This window comes from Amycolatopsis sp. NPDC059027 (assembly GCF_042739735.1).
Taxonomy (GTDB): domain Bacteria; phylum Actinomycetota; class Actinomycetes; order Mycobacteriales; family Pseudonocardiaceae; genus Amycolatopsis.
This window is the reverse complement of the sequence record NZ_JBHYIK010000039.1, coordinates 64843-86540: the sequence shown is the minus strand read 5'-3', so window position 1 is coordinate 86540 and position 21698 is coordinate 64843. Positions and strand designations below refer to the sequence as shown.

22 protein-coding genes are annotated in these 21698 nt (G+C 70.4%); 7 read left to right on the top strand and 15 right to left on the bottom strand.

The annotated features are described in order from the left end of the window. Positions 1–305: 305 nt before the first annotated feature. The 3 genes from ACFWY9_RS26120 to cofC all read right to left on the bottom strand — a co-directional run bounded on the left by ACFWY9_RS26120 (position 306) and on the right by cofC (position 4436). A complete protein-coding gene (locus ACFWY9_RS26120) occupies positions 306–1259 on the bottom strand; it encodes an NUDIX domain-containing protein (RefSeq protein WP_378328966.1) in 954 nt (317 codons plus the stop codon). Then, complete coding sequence (locus ACFWY9_RS26115; protein WP_378328965.1) at positions 1256–3739, bottom strand: RNA degradosome polyphosphate kinase; 2484 nt, start codon at positions 3737–3739, stop codon at positions 1256–1258. Before ACFWY9_RS26115 ends, ACFWY9_RS26120 begins: the two co-directional genes overlap by 4 nt. 64 nt (positions 3740–3803) lie before the next feature. Continuing rightward, complete coding sequence (gene cofC / locus ACFWY9_RS26110; protein WP_378340157.1) at positions 3804–4436, bottom strand: 2-phospho-L-lactate guanylyltransferase; 633 nt, start codon at positions 4434–4436, stop codon at positions 3804–3806. Positions 4437–4555: 119 nt separating this feature from the next. Here cofC and ACFWY9_RS26105 point away from each other — a divergent pair, with 119 nt between their 5' ends. From ACFWY9_RS26105 to ACFWY9_RS26095, 3 genes are all read left to right on the top strand, one after another. Next, the gene (locus ACFWY9_RS26105) at positions 4556–5284 is read left to right on the top strand and encodes a lysophospholipid acyltransferase family protein (protein ID WP_378328963.1); all 729 of its coding nucleotides are present in this window, start codon (positions 4556–4558) and stop codon (positions 5282–5284) included. Further along, positions 5284–6294, top strand: coding sequence for an NAD(P)H-dependent glycerol-3-phosphate dehydrogenase (locus tag ACFWY9_RS26100; protein ID WP_378328962.1), 1011 nt, complete (start codon positions 5284–5286; stop codon positions 6292–6294). The genes ACFWY9_RS26105 and ACFWY9_RS26100 overlap by 1 nt, the downstream gene beginning before the upstream one ends. 822 nt (positions 6295–7116) lie before the next feature. Beyond that, entirely contained in the window at positions 7117–7596 is a 480-nt protein-coding gene (locus tag ACFWY9_RS26095; protein WP_378340156.1) for a cysteine dioxygenase, read from the top strand. On the opposite strand, the gene ACFWY9_RS26090 is transcribed toward ACFWY9_RS26095, so the two are convergent. The 6 genes from ACFWY9_RS26090 to ACFWY9_RS26065 all read right to left on the bottom strand — a co-directional run bounded on the left by ACFWY9_RS26090 (position 7593) and on the right by ACFWY9_RS26065 (position 12442). Next, positions 7593–8591 carry an asparaginase gene (locus tag ACFWY9_RS26090; protein WP_378340155.1) on the bottom strand — a complete coding sequence of 333 codons (999 nt, stop codon included), beginning with the start codon at positions 8589–8591 and terminating at the stop codon, positions 7593–7595. The two genes, ACFWY9_RS26095 and ACFWY9_RS26090, sit on opposite strands and share 4 nt — an antisense overlap. Before the next feature lie 58 nt (positions 8592–8649). Next, complete coding sequence (locus tag ACFWY9_RS26085) at positions 8650–9471, bottom strand: class I SAM-dependent methyltransferase (protein WP_378340154.1); 822 nt, start codon at positions 9469–9471, stop codon at positions 8650–8652. Next, positions 9468–9860, bottom strand: coding sequence for a VOC family protein (locus ACFWY9_RS26080; RefSeq protein ID WP_378340153.1), 393 nt, complete (start codon positions 9858–9860; stop codon positions 9468–9470). Before ACFWY9_RS26080 ends, ACFWY9_RS26085 begins: the two co-directional genes overlap by 4 nt. Positions 9861–9953: 93 nt before the next feature. Then, positions 9954–10691, bottom strand: a complete 738-nt coding sequence (locus ACFWY9_RS26075) for an FAD:protein FMN transferase (protein WP_378340152.1) — start codon at positions 10689–10691, stop codon at positions 9954–9956. A 2-nt stretch (positions 10692–10693) separates the two neighbouring features. Further along, on the bottom strand, positions 10694–11092 hold the full coding sequence (locus ACFWY9_RS26070) for an FMN-binding protein (protein WP_378340151.1): 399 nt from the start codon (positions 11090–11092) through the stop codon (positions 10694–10696). Between the two features lie 9 nt (positions 11093–11101). Continuing rightward, positions 11102–12442: a ferric reductase-like transmembrane domain-containing protein gene (locus tag ACFWY9_RS26065; protein ID WP_378340159.1), complete on the bottom strand. Its 1341-nt coding sequence runs from the start codon at positions 12440–12442 to the stop codon at positions 11102–11104. Positions 12443–12588: 146 nt separating this feature from the next. Here ACFWY9_RS26065 and ACFWY9_RS26060 point away from each other — a divergent pair, with 146 nt between their 5' ends. Together ACFWY9_RS26060 and ACFWY9_RS26055 are read left to right on the top strand one after the other, a co-directional pair. Beyond that, positions 12589–13293: a response regulator transcription factor gene (locus ACFWY9_RS26060; protein WP_378328955.1), complete on the top strand. Its 705-nt coding sequence runs from the start codon at positions 12589–12591 to the stop codon at positions 13291–13293. Between the two features lie 5 nt (positions 13294–13298). Next, positions 13299–14714 carry a sensor histidine kinase gene (locus ACFWY9_RS26055; protein ID WP_378340158.1) on the top strand — a complete coding sequence of 472 codons (1416 nt, stop codon included), beginning with the start codon at positions 13299–13301 and terminating at the stop codon, positions 14712–14714. Positions 14715–14783: 69 nt separating this feature from the next. On the opposite strand, the gene ACFWY9_RS26050 is transcribed toward ACFWY9_RS26055, so the two are convergent. Beyond that, positions 14784–15443 (bottom strand): pyridoxamine 5'-phosphate oxidase family protein, encoded by a 660-nt coding sequence (locus tag ACFWY9_RS26050; protein ID WP_378328954.1) that lies wholly within the window; start codon positions 15441–15443, stop codon positions 14784–14786. A gap of 81 nt (positions 15444–15524) precedes the next feature. Between ACFWY9_RS26050 and ACFWY9_RS26045 the strand changes: the two genes are divergently transcribed. After that, a complete protein-coding gene (locus ACFWY9_RS26045; RefSeq protein WP_378328953.1) occupies positions 15525–16898 on the top strand; it encodes a PLP-dependent aminotransferase family protein in 1374 nt (457 codons plus the stop codon). A 92-nt stretch (positions 16899–16990) separates the two neighbouring features. Here ACFWY9_RS26045 and ACFWY9_RS26040 read toward each other — a convergent pair whose 3' ends face one another. Genes ACFWY9_RS26040 through ACFWY9_RS26030 form a run of 3 tightly spaced genes read right to left on the bottom strand, consistent with a single transcriptional unit; the run spans position 16991 to position 19565 of the window. Beyond that, entirely contained in the window at positions 16991–17641 is a 651-nt protein-coding gene (locus ACFWY9_RS26040) for a hypothetical protein (RefSeq protein ID WP_378340150.1), read from the bottom strand. After that, positions 17638–19245 (bottom strand): alpha/beta hydrolase, encoded by a 1608-nt coding sequence (locus ACFWY9_RS26035; RefSeq protein ID WP_378340149.1) that lies wholly within the window; start codon positions 19243–19245, stop codon positions 17638–17640. The genes ACFWY9_RS26040 and ACFWY9_RS26035 overlap by 4 nt, the downstream gene beginning before the upstream one ends. Beyond that, the gene (locus tag ACFWY9_RS26030) at positions 19245–19565 is read right to left on the bottom strand and encodes a hypothetical protein (RefSeq protein WP_378340148.1); all 321 of its coding nucleotides are present in this window, start codon (positions 19563–19565) and stop codon (positions 19245–19247) included. The genes ACFWY9_RS26035 and ACFWY9_RS26030 overlap by 1 nt, the downstream gene beginning before the upstream one ends. A 149-nt stretch (positions 19566–19714) precedes the next feature. Between ACFWY9_RS26030 and ACFWY9_RS26025 the strand changes: the two genes are divergently transcribed. Further along, positions 19715–20812 carry a D-alanine--D-alanine ligase family protein gene (locus ACFWY9_RS26025; RefSeq protein WP_378328949.1) on the top strand — a complete coding sequence of 366 codons (1098 nt, stop codon included), beginning with the start codon at positions 19715–19717 and terminating at the stop codon, positions 20810–20812. Here the strand turns inward: ACFWY9_RS26025 and ACFWY9_RS26020 are convergent. Together ACFWY9_RS26020 and ACFWY9_RS26015 are read right to left on the bottom strand one after the other, a co-directional pair. Beyond that, the gene (locus ACFWY9_RS26020) at positions 20809–21348 is read right to left on the bottom strand and encodes a DUF3515 domain-containing protein (protein WP_378328948.1); all 540 of its coding nucleotides are present in this window, start codon (positions 21346–21348) and stop codon (positions 20809–20811) included. The genes ACFWY9_RS26025 and ACFWY9_RS26020 overlap by 4 nt on opposite strands. Before the next feature lie 19 nt (positions 21349–21367). Further along, positions 21368–21601, bottom strand: a complete 234-nt coding sequence (locus tag ACFWY9_RS26015) for an Lrp/AsnC family transcriptional regulator (protein WP_378328947.1) — start codon at positions 21599–21601, stop codon at positions 21368–21370. Between the last annotated feature and the right edge of the window lie 97 nt (positions 21602–21698).

Here is a 21698-nt window from a genome sequence, read left to right as displayed (position 1 = left end):
CACCCCCCCCACCCCCACCTCCAACCCCCCCACCCTCCAGCCGCCGCCCCCCCCCTGGGCCAGTTGTCGCCCGCGTTTTCTGCCCCTGGGGGGGGGGGGGCCCCCCCCCCCCGCGGCGATCCCCGTGCCGGGGACCTCGAAGCACTGTTGGCGACACTGCCAGCAGCCGACCGGCCAGCACCCCGCGATGCGCCGTACCCCTAGCCCGGCGCAGCACACAGCCCTGCCGCCCGCCTCAGTACAGCAGCCGCCACTGTCATAACTCTGTCGCGCGGAGGCCGGGGTGCTGAAGGCGAGCCGGGGCGTCAGTGCGCGGTGGGGGCGGGAACCGGGAGTGCGCCGGGGAAGTAGTCGGCCGCCATGAGCTTCGGGCCGTGGTCACCGTTGGGCGGCAGGAAGGACAGCACCCAGAACGAGCCCTTCTTGCTGGGCACCACACCCCCTCGCGACGCCGACAGCTCGACGCCGTCGCGGTCGGCCAGCGCGCTCACGATGTCCGGGATCACCCCGCCCTGGCTGCAGATCAACGGCGTCCCGCCGTCACCGGCGATCGCCAGCAGCCGCGCGACGCCGAGGACCGGATCGGGCCAGTAGCCCTCCTCCGACAGCAACGGCTCGTGCCGGACCTCCGTGCCGAGATCCTCCGCGATCCCGTGCACCGTCTGCACGCACCGCAGCCGTGGCGCGGAAAGCACCCGGTCCGGCCGGTAGAACGCGAGCAGTTCTCGCAGTGCCTGCGCCTGCCGCTGGCCCGCGTCCGACAGCGGACGGAGATCGTCGTCGCCGTTCCAGTCCTCCCGCTTACCCGCCTTGGCGTGCCGGGCGAGGAGCACCGTCGTCAGTTCCGCCGGCAGGGCGCAGAAGTCCCGCAGCACCCGGACGTCGGTGTCGCGGGTGAGCAGCTTCTCGGCGGCTTCGAAGCCGAGCCAGCGCAACTCGTCGACCTCTTCGTTCGGCGTGAAGCCACCGGAAACCGCTTCCGCGCTGAAGTAGTCGACGGTCTTGGGCACGGTGCCGGACCCGTTCCGCGACGGCACCTCGTAGCCGATCTTGGTCAGGTACCGGCCGAGCACCGCGTGGAACCCGGTTTCCTCGTGGATCTCCCGCACCGCCGCGGCAGCGAGGGTTTCGCCCCGGTCGAGTTTTCCCTTGGGCAGCGACCAGTCGTCGTACCGCGGCCGGTGCACGAGCGCGACCTTGATCCCGTCCCCGGTGCGGCGCCACAGCACCGCACCCGAGGCGCGTACCTCCGCGGTCATCCAGCCGCTCCGTGCCGTTTCGCCAGTTCCGTCTGATGGTCGCGCACCTGGGAGCCGTCCGTCGGGAAGGGCGTCCACTCACCCGTGGAGGTGAGTACCCAGCACCGGGTCTGGAGGTCGAGCGCGGAGGTGAAGATGTCGTCCAGCTGCCGGGTCAGCTTGGGATCCTTGACCCGCACGAGTGCCTCGATGCGGCGATCCAGGTTGCGGTGCATCATGTCCGCGCTGCCGATCCAATGCGTCCCGCCCGCGCGGAAGTGGAAGATCCGCGAGTGTTCCAGGAAGCGGCCGAGGATCGAGCGCACGTGGATGTTCTCCGACAGTCCTTCGACGCCGGGCTTGAGCGCGCAGATCCCGCGCACGACGACGTCGACCGGGACCCCGGCCTGTGACGCGTGGTAGAGCGCGTCGATGACCTGCTCGTCGACCAGCGAGTTGCACTTGATCCGGATCCCGGCCCGCTGGCCGGCGCGGGCGAGTTCGATCTCCTCGCCGATCGCGCGCACGATGCCGCGGCGGATGCCGTGCGGTGACGTGAGAATCGTGCGGTAGGTGTCCTGGCGCGAGTAGCCGGTGAGCACGTTGAACAGGTCGGTGATGTCCGCGCCGATGCTCGGGTCCGCGGTCAGCAGGCCGAGATCCTCGTACAGCCGGGCGGTCTTCGGGTTGTAGTTGCCGGTGCCGATGTGGCAGTAGCGGCGGATGGTCGAACCCTCCTGGCGCACCACCATCGACACCTTGCAGTGCGTCTTGAGGCCCACCAGCCCGTACACCACGTGCACGCCGGCGCGTTCCAGCGTGCGGGCCCAGGTGATGTTGGCCTGCTCGTCGAACCGCGCCTTGATCTCGACCAGCGCGACGACCTGCTTGCCCGCCTCGGCGGCGTCGATCAGCGCGTCGACGATCGGCGAATCACCAGAGGTGCGGTACAGCGTCTGCTTGATCGCGAGCACCTTCGAGTCCGCGGCGGCCTGTTCGATGAACCGCTGCACGCTCGTGGAGAAGGAGTCGTAGGGGTGATGCACCAGGACGTCGCCTTCGCGCAGTGTCGCGAACACACTCTTCGGCGTCTCCCGCTCGCCGAACGCCGGATGCGTCGCGGGCACGAACGGCCGGTCCTTGAGCTCCTTGCGGTCCACACCGGACAGCTGGTGCAGGCAGGTCAGGTCCAGCAGCCCCGGCACCTCGACGACGTCGGCCGGGTCGACCTCCAGCTCGCGCAGCAGCAGTTCGAGCATGTGCTCGCTCATGTCCTGCGCGACCTCGAGCCGCACCGGCGGCCCGAACCGCCGTTGCGCGAGTTCGCGTTCGAGCGCCTGCAGGAGATCCTCGTCGCGGTCCTCTTCGACCTCGAAGTCGGCGTTGCGGGTGACGCGGAAGACGTGGTGCTCGGTGACCTCCATGCCGGTGAACAGCTCGCCGAGATGCGCCGCGATGAGTTCCTCCAGCGGGAGGAACGTCGCGGTGCGGGTCTCGCGCCGGGTCTCGACGCGGATCAGCCGTGGCACGTTGCTCGGCACCTTGACCCTGGCGAAGCGTTCCGTGCCGCCCTCCGGGTCGCGCACGGTCACCGCGAGGTTCAGCGACAGCCCGGAGATGTAGGGGAACGGGTGCGCCGGGTCGACGGCGAGCGGGGTGAGCACCGGGAAGATCTGCTCGCTGAAGTAGTTCGACAGGCGCAGCTGGTCCGCGCCCTCCAGATCCGCCCAGCCGACGAAGTGGATGTCCTCGGCCGCCAGTTGCGGGCGCAGGTGCAGTTCGAACGCGCCGGTGTGCCGCTCGACCAGGTCCTGGTTGCGCTTGGCGATGTAGGCCAGCTGCTCGCGCGGGGTGAGCCCGTCCGCGCTGCGCACCGGCAGGCCGGTCTCGTCGCGCCGCTTCAGGCCCGCGACCCGCACCATGTAGAACTCGTCCAGATTGGACGCGAAGATCGCCAGGAACTTCGCCCGCTCCAGCAGCGGCTGCGATTCGTCCTCGGCCAGCGCGAGCACCCGCGCGTTGAAGTCCTGCCACGACAGCTCGCGGTTGAAGTACCGGTCGTCGGGCAGCGTTTCGACGGCGGTCGGCGCGGTGACGGCGGGCGGCGCGGACGGAATCGCGCGGAACTCCTCCACCGGCCGGGTGGCCGCGGACGGCCCGGCGGGGGCGGCGCTGCTGCGGGCCGTCGTGGTCGTCTTCCTGGCCCGGCTCGTTCCCGGCTTGGCCGCGGCGGCGCGGGCGGCGGTGGTGCGCGCGCTCGGTTTCGGCGTCGCGGCCTTGGTGTTCCCGTTGGTGTTCTTCTTCGCGGCGGTGTTCTTCGCGGCCGCGGGTTTCGCGGGGGCCGCCTTGCCCGCCGCCGATTTCGCCGCGGGTTTCGCGGCGCTCGTGCGGGTCGCGCGTTTCGCGGAGGCGCTCGTGCGGGTCTCGCTCCCGTCCGCGGGAGCCTTCGCCGCGGGAGTCCTGCGCCGGGGCGTGGCGGGGGTGGTGCCGTCTGTGCTCACGGCCCCATTCTTCACTACGGCGCGCCCGAATGCGCAGGCAGCGATGAAGGTCCGGTGAACATCATTACCCAAGCGAAATACACGGCTCGCCGAGCAAAGCGGCCGTGTGTTTCCCGACACCCAGCGAGCACGCGTGCTCGAGATCGGCGGGCGTGTCGACGTCGCTGCGCAAGGACGTCACGGGCGCAGTGAGCGAAATCGCGCCGCTGTGGGCGTGTGCCCGCGCGGAACCGGTGCCGAACCGCGGGCCGAGCGCTCCGCCGGGCGCGGAGAGCAGAAGCGTCGTGCCGGTTCCCTGGCGATCCGCGACGAACGCGCGCCGTCCGGCCGCTTCGGCGAGCGCGGTGGTCAGGTCTTCGGCGCGCAGCGCGGGGAGATCCGCCTGCATGGCGCCGATCACCGCGGCCTGATCATCGGCGCGCAGCACGCTTTCCCCGTGGCGCAGTGCCGCGTTCAACCCGCCGTCGCTGGGCTCGGCGACGATCTCGACGCCCAGCTCGGCGAGCTCGGCGACCGTCGCGGGTTCGGCGGCGACCAGCAGGACACGGCGTACGCGCGCGGCCGAGGTCACCGCGGCCAGGGTGTCGGCGGCCAGCGCCAGCACCAGCTCGGCGTGCCGCTCGGCGGCCGTCGCGCCGCGCAGCCGCGACTTGCCGAGGCTGGGGCGTTTCATCGGCACGATCAGGTCCACGTCCACTCCCTCATCTTTACCCGAAACCGGCAGGGGCGGGTGTGAGTGCACCCTCCCTGGACTGCGTGAACCGGGGCGGGGGAGGATCTCCTCCAGCCGGGAACACGCACGTCGGAGGAGGAGAATTGGCCGGGCGGGACTGGGCGGTACGAGAAAAGGGCGGCATCTGGGTGGCGCTGGCCGCCATCGTGTTCTATCCGCTGGTCGCCATCGGCCGCCGGGTCTACGTCGGCGCGGAGAAGGTGCCGAGGAAGGGGCCCGCGCTCCTGGTGCTCAACCACATCTCCCACCTGGACCCGGTGGTGGACGCGGTGTTCGTGCACCGGCAGAAGCGGGTACCGCGGTTCCTGGGCAAGGAGAGCCTGACCAGGACGCCGATCTTCGGGAAGATCTTCGTCGGGTCCGGGCAGATCCCGGTCGCGCGCGGGTCGGTGGCGGCCGGCGACAGCCTGAAGGCCGCGCACCAGGCGCTGGCCGAGGGCAAGGTCGTCGTCATCTACCCGGAGGGCACCATCACCAAGGACCCGGCCGGGTGGCCGAAGGAGTCGTTCACCGGGGCCGCGCGGCTCGCGCTGCAGAACGACGTCCCGGTGATCCCGATCGCGCGCTGGGGCACGCACGAGATCTTCAACGGCTACACGAAGAAGTTCACGCCGTTCCCGCGCAAGACGGTGACGCACCTGGTCGGGGACCCACTGGACCTCTCGCCCTACCGGGGCGGGAACCCGCGCAGCGCGTCGCTGCTCAAGGAGGTGACCGCGGTGATGATGGACGAGGTCACCCGGCTGCTGGCCGAGATCCGCCAGGAAGAGCCGCCGGTCAAGAAGAACACCGAGCCCGGGGGCAAGAACTGATGGACGTTCAGCGGGTCACCGTGCTCGGGGCGGGTTCTTGGGGGACGACGTTCGCCAAGGTCCTCGGTGACGCGGGCCGCGACGTGACGATGTGGGCGCGCCGCGAAGAGGTCGCCGCGGAGATCCGGGACCGGCACACGAACGGGTCGTACCTGCCCTCGGTGGCGTTGCCCGAGTGCGTGACCGCGACCTCGGACGCGGCGGCGGCGCTGGACGGCGCGCAGGCCGTTGTGCTGGCGGTGCCGAGCCAGAGCCTGCGTGCGAACCTCTCGGTGTGGCGTGAGCTGTTGCCCGCCGACGCGATCCTGGTGAGCCTGGCCAAGGGTGTCGAACTGGGCACGCTCAAGCGGATGAGCGAGGTCATCGCCGAAATCGCGCGTGTCGGCGTCGGCGAGATCGTCGTGGTGTCGGGCCCGAACCTGGCCAGGGAGATCGCCGCGGCGCAGCCCTCGGCGGCGGTGGTGGCGTGCCCCGACCACGAGCGGGCCGTCGCGATCCAGCGGGCCTGCTCCAACCGGTATTTCCGGCCGTACACCAACACCGACGTCGTCGGCTGCGAACTGGGCGGCGCCTGCAAGAACGTCATCGCGCTGAGCTGCGGTATGGCCGCGGGCCTCGGCCTCGGCACGAACACGATGGCGACGCTGATCACCCGCGGCCTGGCGGAAATGGCGCGTCTCGGCGCGAAACTGGGCGCCGACCCGCTGACCTTCGCCGGCCTCGCCGGTGTCGGCGACCTCGTGGCGACCTGCTCGTCCCCGCTTTCGCGCAACCGCACCTTCGGCGAACGCCTCGGCCGCGGCGAAACCCTGGAACAGGCGCAGGCCGCGGCGGGCGGCCAGGTCGCCGAAGGCGTCATGTCCTGCTCGTCGATCCGTGCGCTGGCGCAGAGCCTCGGCGTCGACATGCCCATCACCGACGCCATGCACCGCGTCTGCCACGAAGGCGTCGACCCCCGCCAAGCTGGCACCGAACTCCTGGGCCGCTCCCAGAAACACGAGTGGTACTGACCCCCTCGCCACTCCTGGGCCCCTGCGCTCCGGCGGTCCCGTTCCCCTAGGCATCCCCCACCCTCCCTGGGGGACGACCCCGCAGCAATCGTACCGCCGGGGGCCGACGGGACCGGGGCGAAACGGTGAGTTGTCCACAGGGGGTGAGGGGTGTGGACAAGTGGAGAAGTGCTGGTGGGGGTCGGGTTCGGGAGTGCGGTTGGTGTCTTGAGGGCGTCGCTGGGGAAGTGGTCGTCCCGGGGCTGAGGATTCTGGGTGCGCGTGGTCCGCGGGTCTGGTTGGGGGATGCGCGATGTCCCGAACGCGTCGCTGGGGACGTTGATCGTCGCGAACGCTCCGTTCGGGACGTGGGTGGTGGTGGGGTGTCGCGAACGCTCCGTTCGCGACGTGGAACGGTGCCGCACTGTCCCGAACGCGCCGTTCGGGACGCTCAACGTCCGCAATGGGACATTCGCGGCATCGCGCCGGTGTGCCGAGGGACGCCCTGAGTGCGCTCGACGCACCGAAGGCGTCCCTCGGTGCAGCCAACGCACCAAAGGGGTCGCACCCCACCCCACCGCGCCAAGCCGAGACCCGGCCCACAAGCCACATGAGCCCCGCCAACCCCACCAGTCACCAAGAAATGTGTCCAGCATCCGAGACGGGTTGACCGGGGCGTCCGGCGCTGCTGAGATATCCGGCATGTTCGTGCGTCGTATGGCCGAGTCGCAGGGGTCGCCGACCCCGCGCCCCATGCTGCCCGCCGCGAACATGTCGTGTCCGTGTTGTCGGTGAACCCCAGCCCCGGCCCGTAGACACCCATCTCTTCCTCTGAGGACTCCCATGTTCGCCGTTCCGGACAACACGCTGCTGCGTCCCGAAAACCCCGCCCTGCGCCACCCCGTGCGGGTCGCGCTGGAGTACGCCGCCGACCGCGATCGCTGGCGCCACCTCCTGCGCTACGACCCCGACCAGCGGTTTTCCACCCTCGTCGACCGCGACGAGCGGCAGGAGATCTGGCTGATGAGCTGGCTGCCCGGCCAGCAGACCGACCTGCACGACCACGCGTTCTCGACCGGCGCGTTCACCGTGGTCAGCGGCAAGCTGCACGAGACCGTCGCCCGGCGCGCCCCCGGCGGCCGTGCGGTGACCGAGCTGCACGCGCTGACGGCGGGGCAGTCCCGGGTGTTCGGCCCCGGCTACGTGCACCAGGTGCGCAACGAGGGCGCAGACCCGGCGATCAGCATCCACGTCTACCGCGACGGCGGCCGCGAGATGCGGCCCTACCACCACGACCTGCTCAACGGCCCAGTCCAGGACTAGAGATCGCCGCGGAGCCGGAACTGACGCTCGATCTCCGCACGATCGGCGCCGACGGCGAGCAGCGTGTGCAGCAGTACCCGTGACTTGCGCGGGCACAGCCAGCCCGCCATCGTCGCGCCCATCGCGATCAGGCTCGACTCCGAACCGCGAAACCCATACGTGGCACGGAAAGTCGTGCCCGCGCCGGTGCGCGACGCGATCACCACCGGGAGATCGGGCAGCACCCGCTCGATGACGTCCGCGAGCCCGGTCGACACGTGCCCGACACCGCTCGCCGCGATCACGACGCCCTTCGCGCCCGCCTTGACCACGGTGTCGAGCAGCTCACCGGTGTCCGCGAGCCCGGCCTCCAGCACCGGCACGAGCCCCGCGTAGGAAACCGCGTCGAGTGCGGGAACTCGCGGCGCGGACGGGTGGAAGTAGTGCACGGCGCCCTCGGCGACCAGCGCGAGCGGGCCCGCGGGGGCCGAGGAGAACGCTTCCACGTGGCTCGAATGCGTCTTGCGCACCCAGCGCGCCTCGTGGACGTCGTCGTTGAACGCCACCAGCGAGCCGCGGTGACGGCTGCGCGGGTCGGCCGCGACGGTCAGCGCTGCCAGGAGGTTCGCCGGACCGTCCGCGCTGGGCAGGCTCGGGTTGCGCATCGCGCCGGTGATCACCACGGGGGCGTCGTACGGCCAGGTCACCTCGAAGAAATACGCCGTCTCCTCCAACGTGTCGGTGCCCTGGACGACGACGAGCCCGGCCGCGCCGTCCTCGACCTGCTGGGCACCCCACGCCCGCGTACGCAGCAGCGTCGCGAAGTCCATCGACGCGCTGGAGAGCCCCGCGAGCGTCTCCGCGCGGACGTCCATGGGCAGGTCGGCGCCGATCTCGCCGAGCAGGTCGGCGGCGCCGAGCCGGGGGACGACGCCGTCCTCCCCGGCGGCTCGCGCCATGGAAATGGTGCCGCCCAGAGCGGCGACGGCGACAACGGGACGATCGGAACTCGGCATACCGAGCACCTTAGGAACAGCGGCCGCCACGCGAAAGGATCTTTCGGCGCGTCCGTTTTCAGCCGGTTTTCCGGGCATCCAGCGTGAAACTCGCGGCGAGGCGGCGCGGCTCGTCGCGCATTCGCCATTCACTGTCGTTCTCGCGCACCATCTGACCGGGCAGCGCGCACCACGGAGCGCTGTCGTATTCGGTGAACGCCGTCAGCGTGAGCCCGTTGTCCAGCAACGCGGTGATGATTTCGCCCAGCCCGTGATTCCACGAGTGCGTGACGCCGTTGGACAGCCGCGCGTCGGTCTCCACATAGGTTTCCGTCTCGTCGAAGACCAGCGGCTCGGCGTGCTCGAAGTACGGGTAGCGGGGCCACGCGGGGTCGGCCGTTTCGTCCAGCGTCATCAGCATCGGGTGGGCTTCGCGGAGGAACAGACGCCCGCCAGGACGCAGCAATCCGGCCACGATCCGGCCCCAGTGCGCGATGTCCGGCAGCCAGCACAACGCGCCGACACCGGTGTACACGAGGTCGAACGCCTCGGCACCGAACACGTCGAGCGCGTCGTAGACGGGCGCCTCGTGGTACTCGATCGCGGTCCCGGCCCGCGCGGCGAGTTCGCGTGCTTCGGCCAGCGACGCGGGGGAGAAGTCGAGACCGCTCATCCGCGCGCCGAGCCGGGACAGGGAAAGGGTGTCGGTGCCGATATGACACTGCAGGTGCACGCCGCGGACCCCGGAGAGATCACCGAGCCGTGAGCGATCGAACCGCACGACGTCGCTGAGGTGGGCGGGATCCGCGACGAACCGCTCGACGCCGTAGTCCTCCGACTTCGCGTGCATCGGCGCGCGTTCATCCCAGTTCGCGCGGTTGACCGCCAGGTAGTCCGTCATGACTGCGTGGGTCCTTCCGCGACCTCGGCCAGGCTGCGCAGCACGCAGAACTCGTTGCCTTCGGGGTCGGCGAGCACGGCCCAGCCGGTGCCGTCGGGATTTCGCTTGTCCGACACCAGGGTCGCGCCGATGCCCAGCAGCCGCTCGACCTCGGCGTCGCGAGGTCCTTCGTCGGGACGCAGGCACACATGCACGCGGTTCTTGACCGACTTCCCTTCGGGCACTTGGCAGAACACGAGGTCGACCCCCGAGGACAAGGACACCAGCGCTTCGGGGTCGCCGGGCCGGTCCTCGCCGGAGACCGGGCGGCCGGTGACCTTGCTCCAGAACTGGGCGAGCGCGTACGCGTCGGCACAGTCGAAGGCCACGTTCTGCACGAAGGACGTCATGGAACTCCCCGGGCCGGAAACGGACGGACGCCGCGAGTGTGCCCGATTCGTCCGGCCGCGCGCGATCCTTTTATGTGAACGGCGCGCGGGTGTTCAGGCCAGGGCGAGCCCGGGGGAGCGGTGTACCCGGCGGCCTTCGTCCACGATGAACACGTGACAGCCCGGCCGGTCGGCGGCCCAGGCGATACCGTCGGTGCCCATCGCGAACGCCGCCGTCGCGAGCGCGTCGGCGGTCACCAGGTCCGCGGCCACCACGGTGACGCTGAGCAGCCCGGTGGCAGGGCGGCCGCTGCGGCCGTCGAGGATGTGCTCTCCCCGTTCGTAGGCGGCCGAGGTCGCGACGGCGCCGCCGCGTGAGGCGACCACGGCGCACACGGCGCCGGGCGCGTCGGGATGGCGGATGCCGACCCGCCATGGCCGTCCCGGCTCGGGTTCGCCGGACGTGACCACGTCGCCACCGGCGTTGAGGCAGAACGTTTCCGCCCCGAACGCACGCAGGATGTCCGCGGCGCGCTGCACCGCCCAGCCCTTCACCACCGCGCACGGATCGAGCGAGCGCTCCGGCAGCCGCGCGGAGAACGCGCCGCCGGAGAGCCGCTCGTAGTAGGCACACAGTTCCAGCACTTCGAGCATGTCGCCGCTCAGGTCCGTTGTGGACAGTTCGCCCCGGTCGTAACGGCAGACCTCGCTGCCGGGCTTGAACGGGCTGAACCGGTTGTCGACGTCGTGCAGCCAGGCGTAGGCCTTCTCGATCGCGGCGGAGAAATCGCCGGGGTCCCGCAGATCGAGCGAGACGGGCAGGCCCATCACCTGTTCGACGCAGATGGCCATCGCTATCCCCTGGCGTCCAGCGCCGCCTGCAGCGACCTGATGTACGACTCGCTGGTCATGGTCGCCCCGGACACCGTGTCGATGTCCGCGCTCTGCGCCCGCAGTGCTTCCTCACGCAGCAAGGGGATCGCGCGCTGACCGCGACGGCTGTCGGGCTCCTGCGCGAGCTGGACGTCGGTGATCCGCTTGCCGGAGAAGGTGACCCGCACCTGTACGGTGCCGTATTCGCTGCTCTCGGCGGAGCCCTCGACAGTGGCCGGTCCCGAAGCGGACGAGCCGTTCGATGAGGCCGATGTGGACGGTGCGACCGGCGCGGTAGTGCCCATGGGCGAAGGTTCGAACCGCCAGACCGCGATGAACCCGGCGATCGACAGCGCCACCACGAAAATGGTCTTCTTCACGGCTCTTCCTCACGCGGCCAGGCTGAAACGTTCGGCGTGCACCTGGGTGACGGGCACCCGCAGCCGGCGAAGGCCGCGCAGCACCGCCGAGGTCATCCCCGGTGGTCCGCACACGAACACGTCCCGCTCCAGCACGTCGGGGACCAGCGCGCGCAGGCTCTCCGCGCTCAGCAGCGGCCCGTGTGGACCCTCCGCAGTGGACGGTCCACTGAGGACGTGGATCACCGCGCCGCGGGCTTTGGCGAGGGCTCGCAGCTCCGGCAGCAGCACCGCGTCCTGTGGCGTACGCACCCGGTACAGCACCACGACGTGCCCGGCGACGTCCTCCAGCAGCGCGCGGATCGGGGTGATCCCGACGCCGCCCGCGACGAGCAGCGCGTTCGGCCGCTGCCGGTGGATCGTGGTGAACGCGCCGTAGGGTCCTTCGGCGAACACCCGCGTGCCGACCCGCAGCGAGCGCAGCGCGGCACTGGATTCGCCGACCGCTTTCGCCGTCAGCCGCAGCGTCCGCCCGTCCGGCGCGGCCGAGAGCGAGAACGGGTTGGCCTGCCACCAGCGATCGCGCGTCAGGAACCGCCACAGGAAGAACTGCCCGGCCCGCGCGGGAAGGCGGTCGAGGTGCTTTCCGGTCAGGTACACCGAAACGACGTCCGGTGACTCGGGCACGACCGCGGTCACCCGCAGCCGGTGCCGCAGATTCCGCCACAGCGGGAGCAGGACACGTCCGGCGAGCACCGCCGTTCCGGCGCCGAGCCAGAGCGTCCACCAATAGGCCTTCGCGAGCGCCGAACCGGTGAACGACTGTCCGATCGCGACCTGATGCGTGAAGGCCAGTAACACCGCCGCGTAGGTATAGAGGTGAACGAAATGCCAGGTCTCATACGACATCCGCCGCCGGGCGAACCGCGCGGAGACCGCGCCGACGACGAGGATCAGCGCGAACGCCACGATCGCGCGCAGCACGCCCTCCATCGTGTTCGCGAGCTCGACGAGCTGATCGGCGGGGCCGTGCTGTTCGAGCGCCGCGTACCCGAAGACGATGAACACGAGATGCGCGACGAGCAGCCACAACACGCCGAACCCGGTCCAGCGGTGCAAAGAGGTGAGCCTGTCCATCCCGAGCCTGCGGTCCAGCCAGGGCAGCCGGGCGACGAGCAGCAGCTGGCACGCGATCGCCAGCGCGGCGTACAACCCGGTCAGCCTGCCGATGCCGATCACCACGCTGTCGGACGCCCCGCCCGCGGCGAACAAGGCGGTGACGGCGACGACGTTGGCGCCGAGGAACGCGAGCAGCCCGGCCTTCGCGGCGACCCGCGGGCGGATCGGCGTCCGGACTGGTACGGCCGTCATGCTGCTCACACGGATGCTCCTTCTCCTCGGTTCACGCAGGCCAGCCTCACCCCGCAACCTGTGGATGATCTGGGGAAAACCTGTCGGCTTCCTGTCGGCCGGGGTCTTGTGTCGCTTGTGAGCCGCCCGTCACGGAGGATGGAGACGTGACAGAAGAGAGCCCGGTGCGCCTGCTCGTCGTCGACGACGAGCCGCACATCGCCGACCTGGTCGCGACCGTGGCCCGCTACGAAGGCTGGCAGGCCGTGACGGCCGGGTCCGGGCAGGACGCGCTCGCGAAGGCCGCCGCGTTCGGCCCGGACATCGTCGTGCTCGACCTGATGCTGCCCGACTTCGACGGCTTCGCCGTGCTGGACCGGCTGCGCGAGAACGGCGACGCGGTCCCGGTGGTGTTCCTCACCGCGAAGGACGCCACCGCCGACCGGATCGCGGGCCTGACCCGCGGCGGCGACGACTACCTCGTCAAACCGTTCTCGGTGGAGGAGCTGATGGCGCGGCTGCGCGCGGTGCTGCGCCGCAGCACCGGTGCCGTCCAGGCGCCGCGCACCGCCGTGCTGCGGGTCGGCGACCTCACCCTCGACGAGGACACGCGGGAAGTCCGGCGCGGCGACCGGCCCGCCGACCTGACACCGACCGAGTACGAACTGTTGCGGTACCTCATGCGCCGCTCGCCGACGGTACTGACGAAGGCCCAGATCCTCGACCACGTCTGGGAGTACGACTTCGGCGGACGGTCCAATGTGGTCGAACTCGTCATTTCGCACCTGCGCCGCAAGATCGACGCCGACGCCGAACCGCTGATCCACACCGTGCGCGGTGTCGGTTATGTGGTGCGTGAAGGAAGCAAGTGAACTGGATGCGGCGGTGGTATTCCGCGTGGCGCCGTTCGCGGCTGGGCACGCGGCTCGCGCTCGGCCTCGGCGCGCTGGCACTGGTGGTGTTCGCGGTGGTCGGCACGGTGACGGTCGGGATCATGCACGGCTATCTCGGCAGGCGGCTCGACGAGCAGCTCACCAAGAGCCAGGTGAGCCAGGTCCCGCAGCTGCGCGACGTCCACAACGCCCCGGAGTCCGCGTATTCGTGGTATTCGGCGGTGTACGACGTCCGTGACGGGGTCGCCACCCCGCGCCAGGGAAGCAGGTTGCCTGCGGACAGCAAGCCGTTGACGCGCGTCGTCGAGGAGACCGGCGCCGGCGAGTTGCTGCGGACGGTTTCCTTGCGTGGCCAGGGCGATTACCGGGTGCGGACCTGCCAGGTCGATCCCGGGGTCGTGCTGGTGAGCGCGGCGCCGCAGGACGATCTCGACCGGACGGTCCGGCAGCTGGTGATGGTCGAGGTCGTGGCGTTCCTGCTCGCGCTCGCGGTGCTCGTGGCCCTCGGACGGCTCGTGCTGCACCGCGGGCTCCGGCCCCTGTCCACGATGGCGGGCACGGCACACGACATCGCCTCGCACGACCTCACCGCGAACGCCGACATCCCGGTGCGCGCCACCGGCGACGGGGGCGGCGCCGAGGTGCAGGAGCTACGGACGGCGTTCAACAAAATGCTCGCGCACATCGATTCCTCGCTCACCGCGCGCACCGAGGCCAACGAGCGGCTGCGCCGGTTCGTCGCCGACGCCTCGCACGAACTCCGCACCCCGCTGACGTCCATTCGCGGCTACTCGGAGCTTTTCCGTTACGCGGCGGCGAACGAGCCCGCCGAACGCGAGGCGCATCTGGCGAAGATCCGTGAGGAGACGGCCAGGATGAGCGTGCTCGTCGACGACCTGTTGCTGCTCGCCCGGCTCGACGCGCGCGACGCCGAGGCACCGGTGCGCCCGGAACGCGTCGAGCTGGCGGACCTGGTGAACGCCGCCGCGGACGCGTTCCGCGCCGGACGGCCCGACCATCCGCTGACTGTCGACTTCGGACAGTCCAGCGTCACGCTCGACGCGGATCCCGTGCGGCTGCGGCAGGTCCTCGACAACCTGCTGGCCAACACCGCGGTGCACACCCCCAGTGGGACACCGGTCACGCTGGCTGTCGCGGTGGACCGCGACGAGGTCGTCATCCAAGTCATCGACGCCGGCCCGGGGATCGCGCCCGAAGACCGGGAAAAGATCTTCGACCGCTTCTACCGCGTCGACACTTCTCGCACGCGGCAAGCGGGCGGGACCGGCCTCGGGCTCTCGGTGGTCCAGTCGCTGGTCGCCGCGCACGGCGGCACGGTCGGCGTCACCAGCGAGCCGGGCCGCACGGCGTTCACGGTCCGGTTGCCCCGAGCGAGCTGAAGGGGACTTTCCTCTCACCGGACGCGCTGAAGGGCGCTTTCGTCGCATGCCATGCGACGAAAGTCCCCTTCAGCCCACGCGGGTCGTGACGTGCTCGGGGACCGGGAAATCGGCGGCCAGATCGGCCGACGGCTCCGGCTCGCCGAAGACGGTGCGGACCGGCAGCACGCCAGCCCACGCCTTGTTCGCCACGATGTCCTCGTCGGCGTCCGCCGGGCCTTCGGCGCGCATCTTCACCGAGGCCTCGGTGAGGTCGAGCGCGAGCACGGACACCGCCGCGAACTCCTTGGCGTTGACGTCGCGCGCGTGCTCCCACGAACCGGGGGCGAGGTGGTCGGTCAGCACCTTGAGGCCGTGCATCTTCGCGTCGGGCTCCAGCACCGGCGTCGCGGTGCCGAGGATCACCGCGCTGCGGTAGTTCATCGAATGGTCGTTGACCGATCGCGAGTACACGATCCCGTCGAGCAGGGTCACCGTCACGCACACCTCGACGCCCGCGGCGGTGCGCAGGCTGCTCGCGCCGGTGGAACCGTGCAGGTAGAGCGTGTCGCCGTCGCGTCCGTAGCCCGTCGGAAGGACCAGCGGCGTACCGTCACGGACGACGCCGAGGTGACAGATCAGCCCGGCGTCGAGCACCGAGTACAGCGTTTCCCGGTCGGTGGTGCCGCGGTGCTTTTTGCGGCCGAGCGTGGTGCGGGGAGTGGACGAGAGCGGGGTCGAGCTGGTCATGAGACCAGTCTCTCGTCCCGAGTGGCCCTGTCAAATGTCCACTTCTCGTTATGATTGAGAGGTCCACTTCGGGAGGTCATCGTGTCCCACGCCGACACCGCGCTGCCGGTCAGCCTGGACCGTGACGCGCCGACACCGCTCGCGGTGCAATTGGCCGACGCGCTGCGTCACGCGGCCGCGAGCGGGCATCTGCGCGGCGGCGACCGGCTGCCGTCGACCCGCGCGCTCGCCGAACGGCTCGGTGTGAGCCGCACCGTCACGTCCGCGGCCTACGAGCAATTACACGCCGAGGGCTGGATCGCGGGCAAGCACGGATCGGGCACCTACGTCACCACGCCGCCGAGTCACACCGTCGCCGACCGGCCGTCCGGTGCTCCCGTCCCGGCACCCGAGGCGGAGTCGTCGTCGCTGCTGGATCTCAGCCCGGGAACGCCGTGGGCCGACGGACTGGACCGCGCCGCTTGGCGCCGGGCGTGGCGCGCGGCGGCCGATCCGGCGCCGCTGATCCGCGCGCACCGGGCCGGGCTGCCCGACTACCGGACCGCGGTCACCGAGCACCTGCTGCGGCATCGCGGGCTCGCGGCCGGTGCGGTGCTCGCCACCGGCGGGACGACGGCCGCCGTCGTCGAACTCGCCGTCGCGGTGCTGAAACGCGGCGATCTCGTGGCCGTCGAAGAGCCGGGGTACCAGCGCGCGGTGCAGGCGTTCCGGCTGGCGGGGCTTTCGGTGGTCGGGGTACCGGTGGACAGCGAGGGCCTGCGCCCGGACGCCGTGCCGATCGGGGCGCGCGCGGTGTTCTGCTCGCCGGCGCACCAGTACCCGATGGGCAGCCGGATGAGCGCCGCGCGCCGTGTCGAACTGGTCGAACGCGCGCGGGCGGGCGGAATGCTCATCATCGAGGACGACTACGACGGCGAGCTGCGCTTCGACGTCGCCCCGCTCCCGCTGCTGGCCGCGCTCGCCCCGGACGTCGTGGCACATCTGGGAACCACGAGCAAAATCCTGACGCCGACCCTGGGCGCGGGCTGGATGGTCGCCCCCGCGGAGGTGGCCGAAGCCGTGCTGGACTACCGCGAACTCACCGGCACCCGCCCCTCACCCGCCGGGCAACGCGTCGTCGTCGAGCTGGCCCGCCACGGTGATCTGGGGCGTCACCTGCGAAAACTGCGTCGGGAACTGGCCGACCGCCGGTCACTGCTGGCGAACGCGCTGAGCGGCGCGGACATCCCGGTGCAGGGCGACGACGCTGGTGCCCACTTGGTGGTGCCGTTCGAGTCTGCCGCGGAGGAATCCTCGCGGCTGGCGGATGCCGAGCGCCGCGGTGTCCGGTTCGACGGCCTGTCTCGCCATTTCACCGGCACGCCTACGGCATACGGCGCCGCGATCGGCTATGCGGGTTGTACGCGGGAAGCCCTGGTCAGCGCCCTGCCGACGCTGGTCTCCCTGCTGCGCTGAAGGACGCCTTCAGTGCGCTCGATGCTATGAAGGCGTCCTTAACTGCGGCCAACGCACTGAAAGCGTCCTTCAGCACCCGGCCCGCGAGACGGTCAGTAGTGCTGCTCGTCGGTCCAATCCGTCTGCTCGAAATCCTCGACGTACTCGTCGAGCGCCGGACGTCGAGGGCGTTTTGCTTTGGTGGGTGCGATATCCGGGGCTGCGGGCGGTGCGGCGACGGCTTCCGTGGTTTCCTTTGAGTCACCCTGAGCCTGAGGGGCTGGTGTGCCGTTGGGCCACACGCAAGTAGACGTGGCACCGAGATACAGCTTGCCCAGGTCGTTGGCTTTGATCGACATATCGAATGCGTCGGTATTGTTGCGTGCGAACACGTATTGGTCCTGGGGCCTGTTATCCGTGAGAACTGTGAAGCCGTGCGCGTTCCACCACTCGACAACGGCGTTGAAGACCGCAGGGAAACTCGTGCGGTCGAGGCCGACGATCTCATAATCGGTAGAGACTTCGAACCGTCCGCGAGGTCCTTTGTCGGTGGGATCCGCGCATTCGGAGCGGTTCTGCCAGTTCAACTTCCGTTGTGCCGTCGCGGGAAGCGCGGAAGACGCCGCGGTGATGTACTGCTCGATACGGTCCTGAGCCTGTTGTTCGGTCATCGTCGGCTTCATATCTGTTCCACCTCCGGAGGAACATGCTCCGAGCAGCGCAGCGATGATGGCTACCGCGGCTGCCCCGATCAGGCGTTTCACGCGGTCGGTTTTCCTGCGATGACTTGTCCTATGTTGTTCAGCGAGGGGTTGCGGTCTTCCCAGTATTCGCTGTGGGCTTGTTCGCTGTAGCCGCCCAGATACGCGGGTCCGGCGGTCCCGGGAGCCGACGTGAAGGTCTGGCCGCCGAAGGCTTTCGCCGTCGGATCGGGGCCGAGAATCCGGTCCTCACCGGGACCCGCGCCGTCGGACAGTTCGAAGTTCGCCGTGTTGATGATGTCGTGCTGGGCCACCGTCGCATGGACATGCTGACCGATGTCCGCCTGCGCCACACCGGCGAGGTGCAGATCGCTCGCGTGGTCCACGCCGACGCCGGGACTCGCGACGAACACCAGTTCGTCGGCGTTCAAACCGCCGTTGTGCGCGGCGAGGCCGACCACCGTCGTGCCGTAGCTGTGGCCGAGCACCGTGCTGTGCGCGGGAGGTCCCTGATGCGTCGCCCGCATTCCCTCCTCGAATCCCTGCAACGAGGTGGTCGCGTTCTCCGCGTAGCTGCTGCCGATCGCGTCCCCCAAACCGTTCGGCGCGTCGTAGCCGAGCCAGGTGACCACCGCGGTGGACGGTGACCCCGAGACCTCGGCGGCGTGCAGCATTTTGTCGGAGCGGCCCAGGTCGGTCCCGATGTTCGCCAGATCGGAGCCGGTGCCGGGGACGTAGGTGGCGACGTTCGCCGCGGTGTCCGGATTGCCCGACGCCACGATCACCTTGCCGTCCCCGCTGGTGTCCAGGCCCATGAGGAACGCCTGCTGTTGCCCGGCGCCGGGCTGCCGAAGGCGCTTGTCGATCTCCAGAAGACCGCGCAACTTGCCTTGTCCCTCAGGGGAGGGGTCGCTTCGAAAGCGGTCGATCTCGCGTTTCAAGACCGCGCGGTTCGCGGCGTCGCGGTCCACCACGGGGATGCCGTCGAGATTGCGGATCAGGTCCGGGTTGTCGCGCAGGATCGTGCCCTTCGCGGTGTCGGAAAGGCTGTCCCACCAGGCTTTCACCTCGCCAGGCCTGGCATGCTCCGGCGGCCCGATGACGGACAGGCCGCCTTGCCCGGCGCCGACCTCCGCGGCCTGGGCCAGGGTGCCGACGCCCTGGTCGGTGATCTCGCCGCGCATCGCGCGCAGCAGCACGGCGGCGAAGTCCGCGTCGACGTCGGCGGCGTGGCGCAGGATCTGCTCGACGCGGTCCGCCAGCTCCGCCCGCACCCGCGCCTGTGCCGCCGCGACGTCCGGCGATAGGGGACCGGTGTGCGGCACCAGGACGATGACGCCGTCGGTGCCGATGGTCAGGCCGTTGCGGGCGGCCAGCTCGTCGGTTTCCCGGACGTACGCGGTGATCCGGTCCAGCGCGACCTGCGCCTCGTGCGCCGCGTGCCGCACGGCGGACGCCTCGGCGACCCGCTGCTCAAGGCCGGAAACCAGCGAGCCGCCGCGGGTCCTGGCCGCGACCGCGGCGTCGCCGCTCCAGTCGTCCAGTTTCACGACCGCGTGAAGATCCTCGTTGACGCCGACCAGCGTGGTGCAGCGCTGCCCCAGCGCGTCCGCGACTTCGCCGACGGCGCCGGGTTCCCAGCGCCGGACATCGCCCCAGGTGACCATCAGACCGGCCGCCTTCCTCCGGCCGCCGGCACGGCTCGCAGGTCCCGTGCCGCGGCGGCGTCGTCGGCGCGGTAGCGGCGGGCCGCGTCCGCCAGTTGTTCGCCGTACGCCTCCACGTTCTTCACCCAGCTGGGCAGCTCCCGGCCCCACCGGTCGGCCAGCAATCGTGCGGCTTCCGCCGACGCCCCGCCCGGCAGGCCGCGGCCGACGCTCGCGAGCGCGCCCGCCAGGTCCACCGGCCGCACGCCGTCGGCGGTTCGCTTCGCCGCTCGCGCCGCTGTTTCGATCGCTTCGACCACCACCGCGTACCCGTCGCCCATCGAACCCCTCCCGTGCGTAACGGCCTGATCACTGTATGACGTATCGGACGGCCGTGCCGTTCCTGGCGCAACGGAAGCCGTGCCGGTACGTCACCCCAACAAGCCCGCTGATCCGAGGAGCAGGGAGCACGCATGTACGGTGACCGGCTATGAGCGGTGAAAAGATTCGGGTGGCGGTCGTGTTCGGTGGCCGGAGCACGGAACACACGATTTCGTGCCTTTCCGCGGGCAGCGTCCTCGCCAACCTGGACCCCGCGCGGTTCGAGGCCGTCCCGATCGGGATCACCCCGGCGGGTGGCTGGGTGCTCGGCAGCGGCGAGCCCGAACAGCTGGCGATCCGCGGACGCGAGCTGCCCTCGGTCGAGGAAGGCAAAGCGCTCGTACTCGCGGGTGACCCGACCCAGCGCGAGCTGGTCATGCTCGACACCGGCGAGGCCACCGAGGCGCTGGCCGCGGTCGACGTCGTCTTCCCCGTCCTGCACGGCGCGTTCGGCGAGGACGGCACCATCCAGGGACTGCTCGAACTCGCCGGGATCCCCTACGTCGGTCCCGGCGTGTTCGCCAGCGCGGCCGCGATGGACAAGGAGTACGCGAAGAAGCTGCTCGCCGCCGAAGGGCTCCCGGTCGGCACCTACACGGCACTCCGCCGTGGACAGTCCACAGTGGACGAGGCGGACCGGGAACGGCTGGGGCTGCCTGTGTTCGTCAAGCCGTCGCGCGCGGGTTCGAGCGTGGGCATCAGCCGGGTCGCCGACTGGTCCGAAGTGGACGCAGCGATCGCCCTGGCCCGGCAGACCGATCCCAAGGTGCTGGTCGAGGCCGCGGTCGCGGGCCGCGAGGTCGAATGCGGCGTGCTGGAGTTCCCCGACGGCCGCGTCGAGGCGTCGCTGCCGGCGGAGATCCGGGTGCTGTCCGACGACGAAAGCGCCTGGTACGACTTCGAGACCAAGTACCTCGGCGACGACGCGGAGCTGGACATCCCGGCGAAGCTGGACGACGCGGTCACCGAGCGCCTGCGCGCCATGGCCGTCGAGGCGTTCCGCGCGCTGGACTGCCAGGGATTGGCCAGGGTCGACTTCTTCGTCGGCGAGGACGGCGAGCCGACCATCAACGAGGTCAACACGATGCCCGGGTTCACCACGAAGTCGGCCTATCCGAAGATGTGGGAGGTCACCGGCGTCGACTACCCGACGCTGCTGGGGACCCTGATCGAGACCGCGATCGCGCGCGGTACCGGCCTGCGCTAGAACTTCAGCGGCAGGGGCGGCAGTTTCGCCGCGACCGTGCCGGAAATGTCCTGCAGCGGCCCGGTTCCCGCCGAGTCCGGCACGGTCAGCGCGGAGTAGACGCCGCGGTCGACGACGTACCAGGTCGCCGATCCCTCGCCGGGGACCTGGAGCCACTGGACGCCGTTGATCTGCCGCAGCGTCGCGGTCGGTGTGAGCTCCGGCGGCCGCTCGAGCCCGCAGCGGAGCACGATCGGGTCGGTGTCGCCCCAGGCGATCGTCGACGGCGGTGCCGGGTCGGCCAGCGTGCGCGGGGTGAGCTTCTTGCCCGCCGAAACGAGTTCGGTCGGGACCGCGCCCATCAGCGTCGCGCAGTCCGGGCTGCCCGCCTGCGGGGCGGGCACCGAGACCAGGGCGAGCGGCCCTTGCCCGGAGGAGGAGTCGGCCGCGGTGCCCTTCGTCAGCGCGAAGACCGCGACCGCCGCCGCCAGCGCGACGGCGAGCGCGGTCGCGATATACAGCACCGCTTTCGGTGGTGCGCCGGTGTTGGAGTCCACCGGACCACTACACCACTCGTCAGAGATGGACCACCGGGCAGGTCAGCGTACGGGTGATGCCTTCCACGTTCTGCACCTTGGCGACGACGAGCTGGCCGAGCTGGTCGACGTTCTCGGCCGCGGCGCGCACGATGACGTCGTAGGGTCCGGTGACATCCTCCGAGCTGGTGACGCCGGGGATGTCGGAGATCTCCGCGGCGACCGCGGCCGCCTTGCCGACCTCGGTCTGGATGAGGATGTATGCGTGGACCACGGCGCGCCCTTTCGTCGGTATCGCTCGGCTCAAGGTAGGAACGTTCTCAGCAACGTATCCCCGGCTCCGGGAAAAACATAGGGCATCCGACTGTCGG